This window comes from Staphylococcus sp. HMSC65H10, from assembly GCF_001839185.1.
Taxonomy (GTDB): domain Bacteria; phylum Bacillota; class Bacilli; order Staphylococcales; family Staphylococcaceae; genus Staphylococcus; species Staphylococcus simulans.
The window spans coordinates 27548-44359 of the sequence record NZ_KV840363.1 but is presented as its reverse complement, the minus strand read 5'-3'; the positions used below and the strand labels follow the sequence as shown (position 1 = coordinate 44359).

General features: G+C 36.7%; 14 protein-coding genes and 1 riboswitch. Of the genes, 3 read left to right on the top strand and 11 right to left on the bottom strand.

All coding sequences use genetic code 11. The annotated features are described in order from the left end of the window. Positions 1 to 183 precede the first annotated feature (183 nt). On the top strand, positions 184 to 471 hold the full coding sequence (locus HMPREF3270_RS08660; RefSeq protein ID WP_002481949.1) for a hypothetical protein: 288 nt from the start codon (positions 184 to 186) through the stop codon (positions 469 to 471). Positions 472 to 538: 67 nt separating this feature from the next. On the opposite strand, the gene thiC is transcribed toward HMPREF3270_RS08660, so the two are convergent. The 8 genes from thiC to opp3b all read right to left on the bottom strand — a co-directional run bounded on the left by thiC (position 539) and on the right by opp3b (position 10232). Further along, the gene (gene thiC, locus HMPREF3270_RS08655) at positions 539 to 2284 is read right to left on the bottom strand and encodes a phosphomethylpyrimidine synthase ThiC (protein WP_070848725.1); all 1746 of its coding nucleotides are present in this window, start codon (positions 2282 to 2284) and stop codon (positions 539 to 541) included. A gap of 169 nt (positions 2285 to 2453) precedes the next feature. After that, positions 2454 to 2552: riboswitch (TPP riboswitch) on the bottom strand. Between the two features lie 89 nt (positions 2553 to 2641). Beyond that, positions 2642 to 3253 (bottom strand): GNAT family N-acetyltransferase, encoded by a 612-nt coding sequence (locus HMPREF3270_RS08650; RefSeq protein WP_083326828.1) that lies wholly within the window; start codon positions 3251 to 3253, stop codon positions 2642 to 2644. Between the two features lie 18 nt (positions 3254 to 3271). Then, positions 3272 to 4258 (bottom strand): MsnO8 family LLM class oxidoreductase, encoded by a 987-nt coding sequence (locus HMPREF3270_RS08645; protein ID WP_070848726.1) that lies wholly within the window; start codon positions 4256 to 4258, stop codon positions 3272 to 3274. A gap of 169 nt (positions 4259 to 4427) precedes the next feature. Next, the gene (locus HMPREF3270_RS08640) at positions 4428 to 6095 is read right to left on the bottom strand and encodes a peptide ABC transporter substrate-binding protein (RefSeq protein WP_060803839.1); all 1668 of its coding nucleotides are present in this window, start codon (positions 6093 to 6095) and stop codon (positions 4428 to 4430) included. Between the two features lie 13 nt (positions 6096 to 6108). Beyond that, a complete protein-coding gene (locus HMPREF3270_RS08635; RefSeq protein WP_002481943.1) occupies positions 6109 to 7152 on the bottom strand; it encodes an ABC transporter ATP-binding protein in 1044 nt (347 codons plus the stop codon). Further along, complete coding sequence (locus HMPREF3270_RS08630) at positions 7142 to 8224, bottom strand: ABC transporter ATP-binding protein (RefSeq protein WP_002481942.1); 1083 nt, start codon at positions 8222 to 8224, stop codon at positions 7142 to 7144. Before HMPREF3270_RS08630 ends, HMPREF3270_RS08635 begins: the two co-directional genes overlap by 11 nt. A 14-nt stretch (positions 8225 to 8238) precedes the next feature. Then, a complete protein-coding gene (gene opp3C, locus HMPREF3270_RS08625; RefSeq protein ID WP_002481941.1) occupies positions 8239 to 9306 on the bottom strand; it encodes an oligopeptide ABC transporter permease in 1068 nt (355 codons plus the stop codon). Next, complete coding sequence (gene opp3b, locus HMPREF3270_RS08620) at positions 9306 to 10232, bottom strand: oligopeptide ABC transporter permease (RefSeq protein ID WP_023015802.1); 927 nt, start codon at positions 10230 to 10232, stop codon at positions 9306 to 9308. Before opp3b ends, opp3C begins: the two co-directional genes overlap by 1 nt. Before the next feature lie 285 nt (positions 10233 to 10517). Here opp3b and HMPREF3270_RS08615 point away from each other — a divergent pair, with 285 nt between their 5' ends. Continuing rightward, complete coding sequence (locus HMPREF3270_RS08615) at positions 10518 to 10892, top strand: DUF3899 domain-containing protein (RefSeq protein WP_070848727.1); 375 nt, start codon at positions 10518 to 10520, stop codon at positions 10890 to 10892. A 440-nt stretch (positions 10893 to 11332) separates the two neighbouring features. Here HMPREF3270_RS08615 and fabF read toward each other — a convergent pair whose 3' ends face one another. Both fabF and HMPREF3270_RS08605 read right to left on the bottom strand, forming a co-directional pair. Further along, a complete protein-coding gene (gene fabF, locus HMPREF3270_RS08610; RefSeq protein ID WP_002481937.1) occupies positions 11333 to 12577 on the bottom strand; it encodes a beta-ketoacyl-ACP synthase II in 1245 nt (414 codons plus the stop codon). A gap of 11 nt (positions 12578 to 12588) precedes the next feature. Further along, entirely contained in the window at positions 12589 to 13530 is a 942-nt protein-coding gene (locus tag HMPREF3270_RS08605; RefSeq protein WP_023015800.1) for a beta-ketoacyl-ACP synthase III, read from the bottom strand. A gap of 259 nt (positions 13531 to 13789) precedes the next feature. Here HMPREF3270_RS08605 and HMPREF3270_RS08600 point away from each other — a divergent pair, with 259 nt between their 5' ends. Further along, entirely contained in the window at positions 13790 to 13993 is a 204-nt protein-coding gene (locus HMPREF3270_RS08600; protein WP_002481935.1) for a YjzD family protein, read from the top strand. 99 nt (positions 13994 to 14092) lie between these two features. On the opposite strand, the gene clpB is transcribed toward HMPREF3270_RS08600, so the two are convergent. Further along, positions 14093 to 16699, bottom strand: coding sequence for an ATP-dependent chaperone ClpB (clpB, locus tag HMPREF3270_RS08595; protein WP_070867240.1), 2607 nt, complete (start codon positions 16697 to 16699; stop codon positions 14093 to 14095). Positions 16700 to 16812 lie beyond the last annotated feature (113 nt).

Here is a 16812-nt window from a genome sequence, read left to right as displayed (position 1 = left end):
TTTTATATATCAACCGAATTTGACAAAGAGCCAAGATAAATAGTATTTTAAGCCGTATATTCTTCTCTTGAGTATACGGTTTCTATTTGCCTCTTTTTAAACCTTGAACAATCTAAATAGTAATACCTCTATTAACTTAAATGTTATATAATAAAGATATAAGATGAATGAGAGGTGTAGCACATGCTTTCTACAATAATAAGAACAGTAGCTTGTATCGCAGCAACGATTTATGTGGGGTATAGTCTTTTTGTACATTACGATATGGTTATTAACACAATTTTATTTATTGGTTCCTTTATCGTTTTTGCATTCTTTGTGGGTGTTTCATTGATTAAAAACGGTAACCTTCCGTTCTTTCATAATGCTCAACAACGTGCTGAATCTATCGGTACGAATTACTTTTGGATTTACGCGAGTTTGACTTTTTATATCGGTACAGTTTTTATTGCGGTTTTCCATGCGCTATAAGTAAAAAAAACAGCACCAGTACATTAATTTTCTTGTACTGGTGCTATCTTTATTAGTTTACTTCTAATTATTGATAAATCTTACTGCCTTGTTCTACGAAATCTTTCGCTTTTTCTTTCATCGCATCTTGTCTTTCTTGCTCATCAAAATGATGTTGACGTAAATCATGAGAAATACGCATTGAACAGAATTTAGGTCCGCACATACTACAGAAGTGTGCAACTTTTGCTGACTCTTTTGGTAAGGTTTCATCACGATATTCACGCGCACGCTCTGGATCTAAAGATAAATTGAATTGGTCAATCCAACGGAATTCAAAACGTGCTTTACTAATTGCATCATCACGTTCTGATGCACCTTTCAAGCCTTTCGCTAAATCTGCCGCATGTGCTGCAATTTTATAAGTAATTACACCTTCACGTACATCGTCTTTATTTGGTAAACATAAGTGTTCTTTAGGTGTAACATAACAAAGCATTGCGGTACCATGACTTGCGATTTGTGCTGCTCCGATGGCAGATGTGATATGGTCATAAGCTGGTGCGATATCTGTTGTAAGAGGCCCTAATGTATAGAACGGTGCTTCTTTACAGTAAAAATCTGCTAAATCTTGGTTTTCTTTAATTTTATGCATTGGAATATGTCCTGGACCTTCAATCATAACTTGAACATCATGTTTCCAAGCGATATCCGTTAATTCACCTAATGTTTTTAATTCTGAAATTTGGCTTTCATCGTTCGCATCATAAATTGAACCTGGTCTTAATCCATCTCCTAAAGATACCGCAATATCATAACGATTTAAGATTTCACAAATATCATCAAAGTGTTCATATAAGAAGCTTTCTTCGTGATGCGCTAAACACCATTGCGCCATGATAGAACCTCCGCGAGAAACAATACCTGTTAAACGATCAACAGTTAATGGAACATAACGTAGTAATACACCTGCATGGATAGTAAAGTAGTCTACACCTTGTTCTGCTTGTTCAATTAATGTGTCACGATAGATTTCCCATGTTAAATCTTCCGCAATACCATTTACTTTTTCCAATGCTTGATAAATTGGAACTGTACCTACAGGAACAGGTGAATTTCTTAATAAATATTCACGTGTCGCATGAATGTTTTTACCTGTAGATAAATCCATAATTGTATCTGCACCCCAGTGTGTGGCCCATACTAATTTTTCAATTTCCGCTTCAATCGATGAAGACACTGCAGAATTACCGATATTCGCATTAATTTTTACTTGGAAGTTTTTACCAATAATCATCGGTTCAGATTCAGGATGGTTCACGTTATTAGGAATAATTGCGCGACCTCTCGCAATTTCATCTCTGACAAATTCTGGTTCGACACCTTCACGCGCAGCCACAAATTTCATTTCTTTTGTGATGATACCTTGTTTTGCATAATACATTTGTGTCACACGTTTACCTTCTTGTGCACGTTTAGGCTGATATTTAAATGGCGTTTCAACGAATTTATGATGACCTTCTTTTTTAAAGCCATTATCAATCGATTGCACCTTACGTCCTTCATATGCTTCTACATCTTCACGCGCTTCAATCCAGTTAGAACGTAATTTCGGAATACCTTTTTGGACGTCTACTTCATAACCTTCTTCGTGATATACACCCGCTGTATCATACACTGTAAAAGGTTCGTTCTTTTGTGTGCTGTAATCTGTCACCGTATCACTGAGTTCAATTTCACGAAACGGCACACGAATATCTTCATCTGCCCCTTGTTTAAAGACACGTCTGCTTGCTGGAAAACCTTTTTTCAATTCAATTTCTTCTTGTTTCATAAAATAATTCCTCCCTGCATCATTGCTAGGAGGCCTATAAAACATCAAGACAAGACAAATAAGAAAACGCATTCATAATTTTATGAATGCGTAAGGATTTTATACATATACAACTAAAAATAAACATATCTCTATGTCCATCTATCGTCATATTGAATTTCTGTTTCTTAATCATCTATGTACGCTTCCCTACGCTAGTACTAACTAGATCAGGTTCAAAGGGTTGATGGTATATCTTTCAGCCATTTCGGCACCCCTAGCAATGAGATATTTAATTTACATTTTTATACTAACATTCAACAATCTATTATACAAGTCAATGTGCCGTATCACATTTTAAAAGTCATAGTTATGTTATTAAGTTAAGTGTTTTCTCATTCTATTTAATGTAATCATTGAGGCCTTTGCTTCACCCACTTTTTCATAACCTAACTTTTGATATAAGGCATTTGCTTTGTAATTGATTTGATTTACAGTTAGCGAAATCTTATTAAATCCTGCTGCTTTAGCTTTATGTTCCGCTTCTTCCAACAATGCTTGTCCGACACCTCTACGTTGAAACTCGGATGAAACAGATAACATACTGACATGATACTCATCATCTTCACCTTCTTGCATACGAATTAATGACAAGATAGATTGATAATAATTCAAAATATGCGGAAACACAAAAATGTGTTTTAACAAAGCAATTTGAATGACTGTCGAAACTAAACTTCGTTCTAAGTCACGATATGGCATACATGTCATCAACCCTGCTACTTTATCATTAATCGTTGCTTGAAGTGTATGTTCATAGCTGAAGCGATTCTTTTTCTTGTGATACATTTTCTGCATATAGTGTTCAATTAATCGGTCATTCTGACTCCCTAACATCGCATGACACATATCACCAATCGCGACATAGCTTAAATGTCCAGCTTGATCAAAATCACGTGATGCTGAAGTTATTTTTATAGTATCATTCACGCGTAGCGCTCCTTTTTTCTAATTTGTTGGTGCAAGTTGTCTTACTGTATTCATTCGCAATTTATGATTTGGAATCGGCATGTGCAACATCCACTCATCAACCATATGCTTCCTATTAATTTCATCTAACTTGCTTTGGACTTCTTCCTTATTTCCACTAATAATATGCATACGTTTTTCTGTCACTTCAAATGTTTCATCAGTTTGTGATAAATAATCATCAACTTGTGCTTTAGTATTTAAAACCGTGCGTCTGCCATCTTTAGAAATCAATTCAAAATGACGTTGTGAAAATCGAAATGGTAATTGATTATCACCAACTGCTGTAACCATAGCGGGTATACTTACAATAAAGCGTCCTTCTGGGAAGCGTGATTTATAAGCCTCTAAAGCCTCCTCTAACGCTTCTTGTTCAGCGTTAATAAAGAATGCATAGATGACACCAACTTTAGCCTCTGCAGCTTGTATTACTGAGTTTAAGCTCGTGCCCAGTAAATATACAGGTACACTTGAGGTTTCGCTTTGACGTTTGGCCGTTTTTAATTCTGCGTATTTAGATGAATTATCAAAATTTTGAGTGTTCAAGCGATTCAATATCTCAAATTTCTCATCAAATGAAAAGTAGTGCTCTTTCAACTCTTCTTTTAAGATTTCAGTTACCTTAGGATATCCTCCTGGTGCTTTTCCTACCGCCAAATCTACACGATGGTTAGATAATTCATCCATTAAATGAAATTGTTCGATTATTTTAAGCGGATGATAATGCTGCAACATAACACCACCAGAACCTATGCGCAAATCTTTAGTTTGATTCAATAAATGCATCGTTAAGATTTCTGGAGATGTTCCAATCACATCTTTCAAATTATGATGTTCTGCGACTAAATAACGTGTATATCCTAATTGATCTGCAAGTTGCGCAAGTTCTATCGTTTGTTTTAAAGCTTCTTGTGACGTTTGATTTTTAGTAATGGGCGTTTGGTCTAATATACTGACCGGCAACATATAACCCTCTCCTGTTCTTGTCTCTCTTACTTGTCATGCTAGGGTTAAGCGTACATAAAGTCAAAGACTACGATTTTCTTAAATTAAGCATAAAGAAAAACACGGCCAAAACTGACCGTGTTTCAATATTTAAATCCCCTTATTGTGTGAAAAATTATCCCTTTGTTTATTACTCTTTATCTTTCTTTTTCTTACCTGTTTTTCTATCGATATCTTTATCGATGTAGGCTGTTTTCAATGAATCTCTACCACCAACTTGGTGATAAACTACACCTTTAATTTGTGGATTTTTCAAGTAAGCTCTACCTTGTTGATAAAGTGGTGCAACTGGTGCTTCTTTCAACATTAATTCTTCTGCTTCTTTCAATTTATTAATTCTCTCTTTTGGATTCTTTAATAAAGGTCCATTAGCTTCTTTTAACATATCATCATACTGTTTACTGCCCCAATCTGTATTGTTTTGAGCATTTCCAGTAGTCATAATGTCTAAGAAAGTCATCGGGTCTGGATAGTCTGGTCCCCATCCAGATAGAGACATAGAATAATTCATTGATAATTCAGCTGTGACACGCTGTTTGAATGGTAATTGTTTAATATTGACAGTTACACCTGGTAAGTTTTTCTCCATTTCAGACTTGATAAATTGTGCTGAAATTTTTGCTGATGCTGTATCTTGAGTATTTAAAGTGAATGTGAATTCATCTTTACCAAGAGCCTTCTTCGCTTTTTCAAGATGTGCTTTAGCTTCTTTCGGATTATATTTCAATGGAGATTTTACCAATGAAGCATAATCTTTACCATCTTCAAGAATAGCTGTTTTCTTAGCTGTAAAGCCATCAAATGGTGCAGATCCATTATTTAAGACTGTATCAACGTAATCTTTTTTGTTGATAGATTGTGCTACTGCATAACGCATATCTTTGTTTTTAAATTCTTTTTGTTCTTTTTCATTCAATTTCAAGAAGAACGTAGAAGCAAATAGTCTTTTGAACAGTGCAGGATTCTTTTCGTATTTATCTACCTGTTCAGAAGTTATTTCCGTAACATCTGCTGAACCTGTATCATATAAAGATGCACCTGCTTGTTGGTCTTTCAATATTTTATAGCTAACTTTATCCAATTTAACTGCTTTTTTGTCCCAGTAATCTTCATTTTTTTCTAAAAGAATTTTATCTTCTACTTTCCACTCTTTCACTTTGAATGGACCGTTATAGACAACTTTGTCAGCAGTTGTCCCATATCTCTTGCCATACTTTTTCGCAACTTTTTCATTTTGTGGCATGTATGTACCAAACGCTAGCATTTGATCAAAATATGGTAACGGTTTAGTTAGTTCAATTTGAAGTTTATATTTATTTAAAGCTTTAACGCCTAATTTATCGGGAGACATTTTACCTTCATTTATCTTCTGAGCATTCTTTAAATCATACATAATATAAGCATATTCAGATGCTGTTTCAGGTTTCAATGCTTTTCTCCAAGCAAAGACGAAGTCATGTGCAGTAACTGGATCGCCATTTGACCACTTCGCATCTTTTCTAAGTTCAATCGTTAAAGTTTTACCGCCATTACTTTTTTTCGGCTTTTCTTTAGCAACACCTGGCTGGATTTTATCTTCTCCATCCAATGTATATAAACCTTCAAATACTTGGTTATATGTGTTGAATGAAACTTCATCAGAAGCTAATACACTATCTAATGTACTCATATCTTGAGAAATTACTTCTCGATACACTTGCCCTTTATCATCATAAATACCGCCGCCTTGACTGCACCCACTGAGTATGAGGGCTGCTGCAGCAAGCATCATGGCTAATGAAATTAATTTTTTCTTCATCGCTTTATCCCCCTTACACTGTTTGTTGTAATCTTTGTTTTAATTCTTGCGCTTCCTCATCTGTCACAAAGACATAATGTCCTGGATTGATTTCTTGTAATGAACGTTCATCATTCTTTTCAGCATCTTCTTTATAGACAATACGTGTTCTTGTACGTTCACTTTCAGGATCTGGTTGAGGTACTGCTGATAGCAAAGATTGTGTGTAAGGATGTAAAGGATGATTATAGATTTCATCCGCAGTCCCTAATTCTACAATTTTACCGAAATGCATAACCGCAATTCTATCTGAAATATATTTCACCATAGATAGGTCATGGGCAATGAATAAGAAAGTAATACCTTTCTCACGTTGAAGTTTCAACAATAAGTTGACCACTTGTGCTTGAATTGAAACGTCTAGCGCTGAAATCGGTTCATCTGCGATGATGAATTCTGGTTCAACTGCCAAAGCACGTGCAATACCGATACGTTGTCTTTGTCCACCAGAGAACTCATGCGGATAACGGTTCGCGTGTTCTTTATTTAAACCTACTGTTTCTAATAAGTCATATACGCGTTTTTTACGATCTTTCGTATTCTTTGCTAATTTATGAATATCAATACCTTCTGCAACGATATCCATCACTTTTAATCTCGGGTTCAATGAAGCGTATGGATCTTGGAAAATCATTTGGATTTTCTTATTGAATTTCAACATATCTTTACGCTTTTTAATATCTTGTATGTTAACCCCTTCGTAATAAACTTCTCCAGCTGTCGCGTCATTCAACTTAATTAAGGCTTTACCAGTGGTTGACTTCCCGCAACCAGATTCTCCTACTAAGCCGAATGTTTCCCCTTTGAATATCTTGAATGAAATACCTTCAACAGCACGAACTTCATTACGCTTTCCGACATTAAAGTATTGTTTTAAGTTATTAACTTCAAGCAACACTTCTTGTGACGGTTCTTGTTGACGTTGTTCAGCTGTTTCCCTTTGTTCTTGTTCAATATTTTTTTGTTGCTCTAGCGCTGTATTTGATTCGTTAAATTTTTGTTCACGATTATCCTTCATTGAACGCCACCCCCTCTTGTCGTTGTGGTTTATCAAACTTATTCGCCATTTTTCTTTGACGTTGTTTCACAAGCTCTGGCGGTTCAACTTTCGGCGCTCTTTCATCTAACAACCATGATTTCACAAAGTGTGTCGGTGATACTTTGAACCATGGCGGCTCTTCTTCAAAATCGATATCTAATGCATATTGACTTCGTGGTGCGAATGCATCTCCTTTTGGTGGGTGCAATAAGTCTGGCGGTGTTCCTGGGATTGCTGTTAATTCAATATCATTACCTGTTTCTAAGTCAGGCATTGAAGATAACAGCCCCCAAGTATATGGATGTTGAGGGTCATAGAATATTTCATCAATTTCTCCTCTTTCAATCATTTGTCCACCGTACATAACTGCAACACGGTCTGCGATATTTGCGACGACACCTAAGTCATGCGTAATGAAAATAATTGATGTATCAATTTTTTGTTGCAGACGTTTCATCAAGTCTAAAATTTGTGCTTGCATTGTCACGTCTAATGCTGTTGTCGGTTCATCTGCGATTAATACTTTTGGTTCACATGCGAGTGCTGTCGCAATGACAATACGTTGTCTTTGCCCACCTGAGAATTGGTGAGGATAAGCTTTAAAGCGTTGTTTCGCGTTTGGTAAACCTACCATTTCTAAAATCTCTAGCGCACGTTTTTTCGCTTGTGATTTACTATAGTTACGATGTTTAATCAGAGGTTCCATCACTTGTTTACCTATTTGCATCGTTGGATTTAACGACGTCATCGGATCTTGGAAAATCATAGAGATGTCTTTACCTCTTAATTTGATTAATTCTTTTTCAGGTTTTTGTGCTAAGTCTTCACCTAAGAATAAAATTTCGCCTTTTTTAATTCGGCCAGCATCTCCTTGGAAGAGTTTTGTCAGTGCTTTCGTTGTCACTGATTTACCAGAACCTGATTCACCTACAATCGCAAGGGTTTCTCCCTTTCTCAAATAAAAGTCTACACCACGTACAGCTTGCACTTCTCCAGCATCAATATCAAAGGAGACATGCAAGTCGTTTACTTCTAATATTTTATCTGACATCCTTTTTGCCTCCCTTATTTACGCATTTTCGGATCGAATGCATCACGTAATCCATCACTGAATAAGTAGAAGAATAAAATCAATAAACTTAAAATCAATGCTGGAATAAATAATTCATGCGGATGAATCAATAACATCGCACGTCCGTCATTTACTAATGAACCAAGTGATGTTTTAGGTGCTGGTACACCGATACCGATGAAGCTTAAGAATGCTTCGAAGAAAATTGCACTTGGTACTGTGAACATTGAAGTTACAACAATTGCTCCTAATGTATTTGGTAAAATATGACGGAAAATCAATTTCCCTTTAGAAGCCCCTAATGTACGTGATGCTAATACGAATTCTTGTCCTTTTAATTTTAAGAACTCACCACGAACAACACGGCTCATGCCAATCCATCCTGTAATGGCCATTGCTAAAATAATTGTCCAAATTGAAGGTTCGAAAATCAATACGAATAAAATTACGACAATCAAGTTCGGAATAGAAGCGATGATTTCTATAATCCGCTGCATGACGTCATCTGTTCGTCCTCCAAAGAATCCGGATATTGCCCCGTAAACTACACCGATAAAGATATCTAATGCGGCGGCAACAACACCGATGAATAATGATACTTGTGCACCTTGCCAAGTACGTGACCATAAGTCACGACCTAATTGGTCTGTCCCAAACCAGAAGTTCTCTTTCACACCAGCTTCTTTATATGCGTCTTTACCATCTGCACCTACACCGTCAAACGGTAAGAAAGGTATTTTGTCTAAGACAGGTATTTTTGCTGGTAAGTTTCTGCGGTCTACATCTTGTTCAGCATAATCATGGCTGCTGATTAAAGGACCGACAAGTGCCATGATGATGATTAAAATTAATCCGATCATCCCGACTACTGCAAGTTTATTTCGTCTTAATTGGCTCCAAGCATCTTGCCAGAAGTTTTTACTTTCACGTTGAATTTCTGGTTCTTTATCAATATCTTGTTCTACTAAGATAAAGTCAGGCGCATTCTCGCCATCTGTCGTATGTGATAACGTTGCATTGGAGTAATCTCCATGCAAGTGTTGTTTTTTGTCTTCTGCCATTATTTCTTACCTCCTTGTATCCTAATACGCGGATCGATAATTCCATATAAAATATCCACTATGAAAATCGATACGATGAATAACGTACTGAATAAAAGAGTGGTTGCCATAATGACAGAGAAGTCATTCGTTTGAATCGATCTTACGAACTGATCCCCTAGTCCTGGAACCCCGAAGATATTCTCGATTGTAAGTGTCCCTGTTAAAATTCCAGCTAACATCGGCACGATGATTGTGATAACTGGAATCAATGCATTTCGTAATGCATGGCCGAATAGCACACGCATCATTGAATTCCCTTTGGCTCTCGCAAGTAAAATATAATCAGAACTCAGCACTTCGATCATTTCCGCTCGTATGTATCGTGCGACTGTCGCAAGTACGCCTGCTGAAAGTGCGAGTGATGGCAGAATAGCTGTTGAAATACCTTCCCAACCTGCTACTGGGAACCATCTTAATCTTACTGAGAACACATATTGTAATAATACTGCTAATACGAATGATGGTACTGAAACAGCGATAACTGAAATAACTGTCGCTGAGTAATCCACCCATGTATTTTGTTTTGTTGCTGCTGCAACACCCAAAATCAATCCTAAAACAATCCCGATGACCATCGCCGCAAGTCCCATTTCAATTGACGGAATCAAACGAGGTTGAATTAAATCCCACACTGGTTGGTTATGATATTGGAATGAAACCCCAAAATCTCCTGTGACTACGTTCTTTAAGTAGTGCAAATATTGTACAATGACTGGATCATTCAAACCGTAGGTCTCGTTCAAAATCTCCTTTTGATCTGCGCTTAACTTTGCATCATTAAACGGTGAACCTGGCATCAATTTCATTAAGAAGAAAGTGATAGTCATAATGATAAACAAAGAAATAAGCATGTACCCAAAACGCTTGAGTATATATCTAAGCATTGACAATCCCCCTTATAGATTCAAATTAAACATTCCCTTCTAATTATCAGAAATATTTTAATATTAGTATATCGGTACTTTACATTTAAAATCAACACAATTTTTTGAATAATTTAAATGTTATAACAAAAAGTTCCGTCACACATGTGTAACAAATATAGCAATATCAATAGATTACGTGCTTTTTGTTTCTTGTATTTCTATTAAAAAAACTTTATAGTTATTACTAAATAAATGCTGATGAATTACTTTTAAATTTTTAATGAATCGAGAGGTAATCGTGATATGAATAAACATTTCCGATGGATTTTCTGGGCAATATTCTCACCTGTTTTGAGTTTGATTATTTGGCTGTTTCGCGAACATACGTGGACCCAATTTATCGACATTTTATTCATTGTCAGTATGTTGCTTTTTATTGTCGGCTTCGTTTTCATCTTAGTTCAAGATGGTATCTTTGATGCGACAAGCTATGGTTTCAGGCGTTTGCGCTACCAAATGTCTAGTGCCAAACATCGTAAAGCACATGTTGATGATGAATTTATTAATCCTAAAAAAGTTAAAAGAGAGGTCTATATTGTAGAACGTTGGACGATCTATTTAACTTTAGTCAATGTGGTTTATGTCATTTTATGTTTGCTGGCGACTTTCACTTTTTAACCACAAAAAAACGGCAGAGTGATTTCACTTTGCCGTTTTTTCTACCTATTTAATTACTAGTTTTATTTACCACACTTAATTTCAATTGTCTATTCAGGATATACAAAGGAAACTTTTCACATATTATACATCATTGACAAAATCTAAATTTTTAGTACTAAACAAGAAAATTTAACATAAGTTATTTATCTATTTTTTGTATTTCTTATTAATTTAATACGTTCATTGTAGGGTTTTCAGTGAAATATAGTAATAATCGCATGTCTTTTTGTATATTAAACCTGAAAAATCCATTCGTTTTGTTACACTATCGCATCTGTATATTCAATATGAATGCTCCTGCATAAAATACAATTGTATTTTCAGGAAAGACAAAAGCCAGATATTTGCACTCTGATTTAGAGTCCAAACACCTGGCTTATTTTTAGGTCTATTTAAAATTAGTCTTCAAATTTTTTCAATACTAAAACTGCGTTATGACCACCGAAACCTAAACTGTTACTCATCGCATATGTGATGTCTAAGTCTTGTGCTTCATTTGGCACGAAGTCTAAATCACATTCAGGATCTGGTGTTACTGCATGGATTGTTGGCGCAACTTTACTATCACGAATAGAAAGTGCTGAGAAGATAGCTTCTAAACCACCTGTAGCACCTAATAAGTGGCCAGTCATTGATTTAGTTGAGCTGACTTTTAAGTTTTTCGCAGCATCGCCGAATGTATTTTTAATCGCAAGAACTTCAGTCAAGTCACCTACTGGTGTACTTGTACCATGTGCGTTTAAGTATTGTACATCTTTCGGTTCGATACCTGCATCATCCATCGCAGCTTTCATTGCGCGAGAACCGCCTTCACCTTCAGGCGCTGGTGCAGTGATATGATACGCATCACCTGTTGAGCCATAACCAACGATTTCAGCGTAAATTTTCGCACCACGTGCTTGTGCTGATTCTAACGACTCAAGTACTACGATACCTGCACCTTCACCCATTACGAAGCCATCACGGCCTTCTTGGAATGGACGACATGCTGTTTCTTTGTCATTGTTTGTAGATAACGCACGGCTTGCGCTGAATCCAGCAATTGCCATATGTGTAATCGGCGCTTCACTACCGCCAGTTACCATCGCATCTGCATCACCGCGTTGGATAATTTTAAATGCTTCACCAATTGAGTTAGTACCTGTTGCACAAGCTGTCACTGTTGAACCGTTTGGTCCTTTAGCACCTAAATCAATTGATACTTGGCCTGTTGCCATATCAGGAATCAACATTGGTACGAAGAACGGACTGACACGGCGTGGTCCACGATTTAACAATTGGCTATGTGCCACTTCGAAAGTTTCCATGCCTCCGATACCTGAACCAATCCATACACCGATTCTGTCAGCTGTTTTATCATTAATATCCAACTTCGCATCTTGTACGGCTTCACGTGCCGCTACTACCGCATACTGTGTGAAACGATCCATACGACGTGCTTCTTTTCTATCGATATAATCTTCAACATTGAAGTCTTTTAATTCTCCGCCTAAATGAACATTGTAATCAGATGTGTCAATACGAGTAATCTCATCAATTCCGTTAACACCTTTTAAAGCGTTTTCCCATGACGTTTCTGCATCATTTCCTAATGGAGATAATGCGCCAATTCCTGTAATTACAACGCGTTGCTCTTTGCTCATACCTTATCCTCCTATTTTCCCCATCTTAATGTAATTGCGCCCCAAGTCAGGCCGCCGCCGAAACCGACTAGCACTAAGACATCGCCGTCTTTAATTCTGCCGTTTTCGAGTTCTTGTCCAATACTTAACGGAATAGAAGCCGCTGAAGTATTGCCGAATCTATCTACTGATACACTCATTTTTTCTTTTGGAATACCTAAGCGTTCACGAGCAGATTCCATGATTCTGATGTTCGCTTGATGCGGTACGAACATATCGACATCATCAGCAGTTAATCCGGCTTTATCCACTACATTACGAGAAGCTTCTCCCATAATACGAACCGCAAATTTAAACACTTCACGACCATTCATAAAGATTTTGCCGTTATCGTGGTTCAAGTATAAATACTTGCCGCCACTGCCGTCAGAACCCATTTCATAGCTTAAGATACCATGTCCTTCAGATACTTCACCGATTACTGCTGCACCTGCACCATCACCGAATAAAATAGCAGTCGAACGATCTGTTAAATCAGTAATTTTCGAAAGTTTATCCACACCGACTACTAAAATATTATGATAGTCACCTGACTGTATGTACTGTTTGGCAGTAATCAAGGAATACATAAATCCTGAACATGCTGCTAATTGATCCATCGTCGCAACTTTTCCTAAACCTAAACGGTCTTGCAACATATTTGCTACAGTTGGAAACGGGAAGTCTCCTGTTGATGTTGCGACAATTACCATATCTATATCTTCAGGTTTAATTCCTGCATCTTCAATTGCTTTCACACTTGCTTCATAAGCAAGATCTGATGTTTCTTCGTCTTCGCCTGCCCATCTACGTTCTTTGATTCCAGTCATTTTAGAAATCCATTCATCAGATGTTTCTAAAAACGATTCAAAATAGGCATTGTCTACTACTTTTTCTGGAACGTAAGTTCCAAAACCTTTAATACCCACATTCATGGTTCTACACCTTCTTAAAAATAATTTTAATACCAGGTATTAATTTATCATATTCTACTTTTTGAATACAAGTGCTTTATTCGTATCCATCATGACATTGCTTACACTATTATAATATTTGAACGCGCGTATCACAATAAATGTGATGTTGTTTCATCTTCTACAACTTGGCTCTTGTGTCGAATTTCCTGATTTCACTATACAAAGCAATCACTCTATTTTATAATTGAACTAAAGATGAAATATGGAGGCACAACAGATGAAATACATTATGGTACTATTCTGGTCTGTTTTGCTGCTTCAAATGGTTAACTTCGTGTTAAACAGTTTAGCCGGCGGCGGAACATTAGATATGGTTCTTCCATTAGTTTTAGCAGTTGTCTTTACACTTGCTATCGTTGCTTTAGACGCACTAATGAAACCTATTAAGCCATCTGCTGCAGAAGAAGACAGTAAACAATAACAGCCCGCATTTCGCATCCAGCAAAAGTTCTTGCTGGATTTTTTTATGTATGAAAACAGCCGTATCAAATGCGATACGGCTGTTTCTTTATATTAATCATTATACTTGTGCTTTTTCTACATCAAATTGTAAACCATCATCATCTAAGTCAACTTTAATTGTTGTACCTTCTGGTAATGATTCTTTAATCATCATACGTGCTAATGGCGTTTCAATTTGACGTTGTACAAAACGTTTTAATGGACGCGCACCAAATTGCGGTTCATATGCTTCTTCACCCAACCATTTTTTCGCTGCGTCTGACACTTCAATTGAAATTCGTTGATCTAATAAGCGGATATTCAATTCTGCTAAGATTTTTTCTACAATCAAGCTCATGTCATCTACTGATAATGGACGGAATAATACAATATCATCCATACGGTTCAGGATTTCAGGTTTGAAGAATTGATTTAAATTATTCATGACTGCTTTTTCTGTGTCTTCTGTAATTACACCTGTTTCTTTCACTTGTTCAAGTAAGATTTGCGAACCAATGTTACTTGTCATAATGATGATTGTGTTTTTGAAGTCTACGTTACGGCCTTTAGAATCTGTTAAGTGACCTTCATCTAATAATTGTAATAACACGTTGAAGACATCAGAGTGTGCTTTTTCTACTTCATCTAATAAGATAACTGAGTAAGGATTACGACGCACTGCTTCTGTTAATTGACCGCCTTCATCATGACCGACATAGCCTGGAGGCGCTCCGATTAAACGAGAGACAGAGTGTTTTTCCATATACTCACTCATGTCGATACGAATCATGTGTTTTTCTGAATCGAATAAGCTAGAAGCTAAAGCTTTCGCAAGCTCTGTTTTACCGACACCTGTTGGTCCTAGGAATAAGAAACTTCCGATTGGACGGTTAGGGTCTTTAATACCTGCACGTGCTCTAATAACCGCATCTGCAACTAAATCAACGGCTTTATCTTGACCTACGACACGTTCATGTAAGATATCGTTTAAGTGTAGTAATTTGTCACGTTCACTTTCCACTAATTTTGTAACTGGAATACCTGTCCATTGACTGACGATATCTCCGATTTCTTCATCTGTCACAATTTCACGGATAATACGTTCTTCATCACCAACTTGATCATCTTGGAACGCATCTTCTAATTCACGTAATTCTTTTTCTAATTGAGGGATTTTACCGTGTTGCAATTCCGCTGCTTTTTCAAGATTATAGTTATTTTCAGCATCTTCTAATGCTTTACGGCTTTCATCAAGTTCTGCACGTTTTTCTTGTAGTTTCGCAATTTTTTCTTTTTCTTGTTCTACACGAGATTGTAACGCTGCTTGTTTTTCTTTTTCATTTGAAAGCTCTTCTTGAAGTTCTTTCAAACGTTGTTGGCTGACACTGTCTGATTCATGTTGTAACGCATTTTCTTCAATTTCTAACTGCATTACACGACGGTTGACTTGGTCGAGTTCTGTTGGGTTAGAACCCATTTCTGTACGAATTGTCGCACATGCTTGGTCTACTAAGTCAATTGCTTTATCTGGTAAGAAACGATCTGTGATATAACGATCTGATAATTCTGCCGCAGCAACTAATGCACGGTCTTGAATACGTACACCATGATACACTTCATAGCGTTCTTTCAATCCACGTAAAATAGAGATCGTATCTTCTACATCAGGTTCAGACACGTTTACTTTTTGGAAACGACGTTCTAATGCAGAGTCTTTTTCAATATATTCACGATACTCATTTAAAGTTGTTGCACCGATACAGTGTAATTCACCACGTGCTAACATCGGTTTCAACATGTTGCCTGCATCCATCGCACCATCTGTTTTACCTGCACCGACTAGCATATGCAATTCGTCGATAAAGAGAATAATACGACCGTCAGCATCTTTAATTTCTTTTAAGACTGCTTTTAAGCGTTCTTCGAATTCACCACGGTATTTTGCACCAGCCACTAATGCACTTAGGTCTAATTCGAAGATTGTTTTATCTAATAAGGATTCCGGCACGTCTTTTTTCACAATTCGTTGTGCTAATCCTTCAACAATCGCAGTTTTACCGACACCTGGTTCCCCGATTAAGACAGGGTTATTTTTCGTTTTACGACTTAAGATACGAATCGTATTACGAATTTCTTCATCTCTTCCGATAACTGGATCCATATTTCCTTGTCGGACTTCTTCTACTAAATCACGACCATATTTTTCAAGTGCTTCATAGTTTGCTTCTGGATTTTGTGATGTCACGTGATTTCCTCCTCTGATCTTCTTAATAATTTCTTTGATTACTTCTTTTTTATTACCGACGTATGATTTAGTTGTCTCATCAACTTCCATGGCTGCTAACAACACATGTTCCATTGATACAAACTCATCATCATAGTCTTTCATAATAGCTTCTGCTTTATTAAACAGCGTATTGGTTTCATTGCCGATATATTGACCATATTGAATATTATCGCCTTTAACTGTCGCATGGCGTTTTAATTTTGAATCATATGCGTTCGCTAACTCACTCGTATCAATATTGGCACGTTCTAATACACTATTAAATAAGCTATCTGTTTCTTTTAAGGCAGCTAATAACACCGCTTCTATTTCTACATTTTGTTGTTCATAGTCTTGTGCAAGTTGAATCGCTTGTTGTAACGCTTCTTGCACGGCATAGGTCATCTTATTTGCATCCATTCTCTTCACCTCTGTTACTCAGTATGCTTGCAAGTCCTTTTGACTTTGACTTTCTTTGACCTTATACATAGTATAGAGCATCGACCCTTTATTTTTCAACTTATAACGCTTCG